Genomic DNA, 4,672 nt, shown 5'->3' with positions numbered 1-4,672 from the left:
CGTTCAGGCAGCGAAATATGCTGGGGTAATGGCATAAGAAATCAGCAAAAAGCAAAAGCCGGTCATAAGCAGAATGTGTCGCGAATTAAGAGAGGTGCTTTGATGCAGCAAGGGATGAAGAGCAGTGTTGAAGGATAATACGGTTTATCCCGGTGATGATTAATGGAACGCGTAAATTGATGACTTTGCTTGATCGCTGCCGGGATGTGAGTCTGGTTCAGGGAAAGCCATCAGATCGCAAAGGCGGCGTAAATACATCCCTGTAGCCTCGACCGCCGCATCCATGCGGCGGACGCTTTGCTCTCCTGATGGCCTTCCCTTCCCTTTTGGCATATGTACCGCTGCAATCAGTCATGCCACGCCAAACGGCAGCCAGTAAACCTTCAACCATCACCGAAGCCGGATAAAGGGTGGAATGCGGGGCCGTGGAGTAAAGCGTCACACGCCATGGATGGCGTGTGCCGAGCGATCAGGGACGAGACAGCGTCTTTACGGAGCGGTCGCGTATTTCACCCTGAGAGTGCAAATACGACAGACGAAAAAAAAACCTGCTTTTTGCAAAGCAGGTTTCTTGAATGATGGTCGGCGAGAGAGGATTCGAACCTCCGACCCACTGGTCCCAAACCAGTTGCGCTACCAAGCTGCGCTACTCGCCGATGGGGGCGAATATTACTGCCGTGACTTTAGAGCGTCAATCCCTTTTCCCGAAAATCCGCCTGATTGCCTGGAAAGCAAGCAGTGCCTTAAACACCTGCCTGCTCAATAAGATCCAGGCACGAATTACAGCGCTTTCGCACTGCTGGCAGTGGCAGGTGCCTGGCACCAGTTATTCGCTGCTTTAATACCGCCATCCGGCGAGGTATAACCCAGACACCCTAAAATGGTGTCGAACAACTCAACGTGACGATGGGTTTTGCCGACGCGCTGCTGCGCCTGTAAGCGCTCAAAGTTGCTGCGGTTAGTCGGGTCCTGCAAATACTTATCAGACGCCCATACAATCATCGGCACGCGGAACTGCTCCGGCGGTGCCATCTCGCGCGGCGTACCGTGCAGGTGCATATTTTCGCTGATCGACTCACCGTGGTCCGCGGCATAGAACACAATCGCCTTCTTATCACGCAGCTGATCCAGCACGCTGTCCAGCATGGTATCGACATACAGAATCGAGTTGTCGTAGGCGTTAATCAGCTGGGCTTTGCTGCACTTATCGTCCACGCCTATACACTCAGGCTGATAGCGGGCAAACTCGCGCGGATAACGCTGCGAATAGAGATAGTGCGAACCTTTCGTGTGCAACACCACCAGATGCTTGCCTTTCGGGAAGCGCTGCAGTGAAGCCTGCAGTTCCGGTACCAGCAGCATATCGTCCACCGCTTTGCCCTGATTGCGCTTCTCAGAACCAATCTGCTCACGGAACGAGAAGTTATTCACATCGGCGTTGTCGTAGAACCACACTTCGCTCTGCATGGCGAACAGCTCGGAGGTGAAGCCCAGCTCTTTCATCACCGCAAAAATGTTCTGCTCTTTCAGCGTACGGCCAGGGTTATCCATGGTGCCGCCCTCGCGCACAAACATGCAGCGCAGCGACAGCTTGGTGGCGGTATCACAGGATTCACCGCGGAATGCCACCAGATTCTTCTCTTTCGACAGCTTCGGCGTGGTATCGCGGTTGTAGCCCAGCATGCCCATGTGATCCCAGCGCGTGGTCTCGCCAATCACAAACACTACATAGGTATCGTCAATGCCAGGCGGCGCCACATAGGTAAACTTCTTAGCCGGATCGAGCAACTCCTGGCTGTCCAGCTTCTCGTCCACCTTAGTCCAGGCGAACAGGCCCAGCGCCGCGATCCAGTTCGAAGGCAGATAAGAGTGCGCCACTACGCCGCCATAGCTTGGCAGATCGATATTGGTGAGCTCTTCATTGGCTTTTTGCAGCTTGTCGAAGTAGCGAATCGGCAGCCATACCAGCGCCACGCTCAGCAGCAGGATCACTGTAGGTTTCAGGCGCTGACCGGGGGTTTTCAGCTGTTCAATCAGCGTCAGGCTCAGGTTATTGCGCCAGATCAGCAGCAGCGGCAGTGCGCTCACCAGCACCATCCACAATACAAAGTGCAGCCCGATAACCTCTTTAGAGAGATCGACATCGGTGGTCATGACCGACGCCACGATGCCGTAACCGATCACCACGTTAAAGAACGCCATGTAATAGGCGGCGGCCACCGAAATCACCACCAGCAGGCTGGCGATGACGCGATAAAACCATTTGCCACCCAGCGACAGCAGTCGCATCAGGAAGAAGGTCAGCAGTACGGCCGCGGTCACTTCCGCCGCAGCGGATAACCAGTTGGTGACGGTGGATTTCGTTAAGAAGCCGTCAAAACGGCGATAAAAGATTGGCAAATTCAATAAGATGCCAAGATAGAGCGCCAGCAAAAGCGACAACTTTTGCTGCGTTAAACTTTTAATGTAATTCATATAAATTTCTGTTCCCGACCTGGTGTCGATGCTTCAACCGTAAATGTGACTGTGCAAAGAGCGTAAGGTTCGCTTGCGTAGCAGAAAAGCGTGACCTGGCGAGTAGGATCGGGACGAATCTGAACCCAAATAATCACGATGATGCACGGAGCGCAGCAGTAGAACATTTAACCAATGGTAAGACCAGAAAATTCTTTAGTTCGATGGGATGCGGGATGGTGTTCGTGATAAAAAAGGCTCCCGCAGGAGCCTTTTATGCATGCATCAACTTAGTTGATGATATTCAGCGTCACGTCGATGTTGCCGCGCGTCGCGTTTGAGTACGGACAAACAATGTGTGCCGCATCAACCAGCTTCTGCGCTTCCGCCGCGTCCATCTCTGGCAGATGGATATTCAGTTTTGCTTCAATGCCAAAACCGGTGGGGATAGGACCAATCCCCACTTCGCCCTCAATCCACGCGTCTTTTGGCATGGCGATTTTGTCGCGGCCGGCGACAAATTTCATCGCGCCGAGGAAGCAGGCAGAGTAGCCGGCAGCAAACAGCTGCTCCGGGTTCGTCACCTCGCCGCCCGCGCCGCCCATCTCTTTTGGCACGCCCAGCTTCACGTCCAGCACGTTATCAGACGAGGTGGCGCGGCCATCGCGGCCACCGGTTGCTTTGGCTTTGGCGGTGTAAATCACTTTTTCTAAAGACATCATAACCTCACTATTCGTTATATAATCGCGTGCTATTTATAAGTCACAAGGGAAAACTTCACTCTCAGGATGCCGCCGCAGCGACATCCCTGATGCTCAGGTGGCGCGATTCAGGTTGCCGCGCAGATCGTCCAGCTGCTGTTTCAGCGCCGCCATGGTGTCGGTATCGCAGGCGGTCGCGCACTGTACCGCTTCCGGAATGCTGGCGGCTTTTTCCTGCAGCGCGCGTCCCTGGTCGGTCAGCGTAACCACGACCTGGCGCTCATCCTGACGCGAACGCTGACGGCGCAGCAGACCAGCGCTCTCCAGTCGTTTCAGCAGTGGCGTCAGGGTGGCCGAATCGAGAAACAGCTTTTCACCAATCTCCGATACCGTCAGATCATCCTGATGCCACAGCACCAGCATCACCAGATATTGCGGATAGGTGATCTCCAGCGCCGCCAGCAGCTGGCGATAGACTTTATGCATCGCCAGGTTCGCTGAATAGAGCGCGAAACACAGATGCTGATCAAGCTGGAGTGGCGCAGGCTTCACTTTTTTGTCATCTTGATTACTGTTCATGCGACTCAATATAGATAGCGCGCTAGATAATTGCAAGCAACTTTTTCCTGGAGTGTGAAGATGCGTGATTCACTGGAAGAGCAGGCGCGCCGTTATGCCACGCAGGCACATGCCGATGCGGGCCAGCGTCGTAAATACACCGACGAACCCTATATTGTGCATCCGGCTGCCGTCGCGGAGCTGGTGCGCAGCGTCAGCGATGACGAAGCGATGATCGCTGCCGCCTGGCTGCACGACACGGTGGAGGACACCGCCAGTACTTTACAGGATATTGAAGAACACTTTGGTGCGCGCGTTGCACATCTGGTGGACATGCTTACCGACAGCGCCCAGCCGCAGGCGAAAAATCGTACCGCCCGTAAGCTGGCACACTTTCGCCACACTGCCGAAGCCTCGCCCGAAGCGCAAACCATCAAGCTGGCCGATATCATCGATAACACCCGTGCCATCGTGCAGTTCGATCCCAATTTTGCCCGGGTTTACCTGGTCGAGAAACAGATTCAGATTCAGCTGTTACAGCAGGGCGATCGGCGTTTGTGGCAGCAGGCGAATCACATCATAGAACAGGGCATCGCGCAGCTGGCAAAACCGCCGTACAGCGTGCCGGAGAGCTGGTTTGTCAAACAGGCGGCGAAATACGGTGGTTTAAGCTGAAAAAAACCCGCCGTGCAGGCGGGTCACAGAGAACCGATAGTCGGCGTTATTCCAGCAGCTGTCGGCCCAGATACGGATTGGCCTGCAGCAGTTTCATCAGTTTGCGAGCCGTGGCGGATGGGCGCGTACGTTGCGCTTCCCAGCTTTTTACTGACGAGACGCTCACCCCCATCACGCGGGCGAATTCATCCACCTGCATGCCGGTCATCTCGCGTAAACGCTGCGGTTCGGGAACGGAAACGGTATTGAGTGCAATTTCTGATACGGGAGTCTGTGCATCACGT

Annotated in this window: 5 protein-coding genes and 1 tRNA gene; 1 reads left to right on the top strand and 5 read right to left on the bottom strand. The window is 54.7% G+C overall.

Annotated elements, in window-relative coordinates; all coding sequences use genetic code 11:
- Positions 1-579 precede the first annotated feature (579 nt).
- From QMM04_RS21025 to QMM04_RS21010, 4 genes are all read right to left on the bottom strand, one after another.
- Positions 580-656, bottom strand: a tRNA-Pro gene (locus tag QMM04_RS21025).
- A 124-nt stretch (positions 657-780) separates the two neighbouring features.
- Positions 781-2,475, bottom strand: coding sequence for a kdo(2)-lipid A phosphoethanolamine 7''-transferase (eptB, locus tag QMM04_RS21020; protein ID WP_104094238.1), 1,695 nt, complete (start codon positions 2,473-2,475; stop codon positions 781-783).
- Between the two features lie 269 nt (positions 2,476-2,744).
- Entirely contained in the window at positions 2,745-3,173 is a 429-nt protein-coding gene (locus tag QMM04_RS21015; protein ID WP_021507024.1) for an organic hydroperoxide resistance protein, read from the bottom strand.
- Between the two features lie 96 nt (positions 3,174-3,269).
- On the bottom strand, positions 3,270-3,734 hold the full coding sequence (locus QMM04_RS21010; protein ID WP_010616544.1) for a MarR family transcriptional regulator: 465 nt from the start codon (positions 3,732-3,734) through the stop codon (positions 3,270-3,272).
- 60 nt (positions 3,735-3,794) lie between these two features.
- Here QMM04_RS21010 and QMM04_RS21005 point away from each other — a divergent pair, with 60 nt between their 5' ends.
- Complete coding sequence (locus QMM04_RS21005; protein WP_021507025.1) at positions 3,795-4,388, top strand: HD domain-containing protein; 594 nt, start codon at positions 3,795-3,797, stop codon at positions 4,386-4,388.
- A 46-nt stretch (positions 4,389-4,434) separates the two neighbouring features.
- On the opposite strand, the gene QMM04_RS21000 is transcribed toward QMM04_RS21005, so the two are convergent.
- Positions 4,435-4,672 (bottom strand): helix-turn-helix domain-containing protein (locus tag QMM04_RS21000; RefSeq protein ID WP_282996934.1); only part of this gene is annotated, 238 nt, incomplete at its 5' end.

The organism is Pantoea sp. Pa-EAmG, from assembly GCF_030024295.1.
GTDB classification, from domain to species: domain Bacteria; phylum Pseudomonadota; class Gammaproteobacteria; order Enterobacterales; family Enterobacteriaceae; genus Pantoea; species Pantoea dispersa.
Note: the sequence above shows the minus strand (reverse complement) of the source record. Positions and strands in the feature narration are given on the sequence as shown.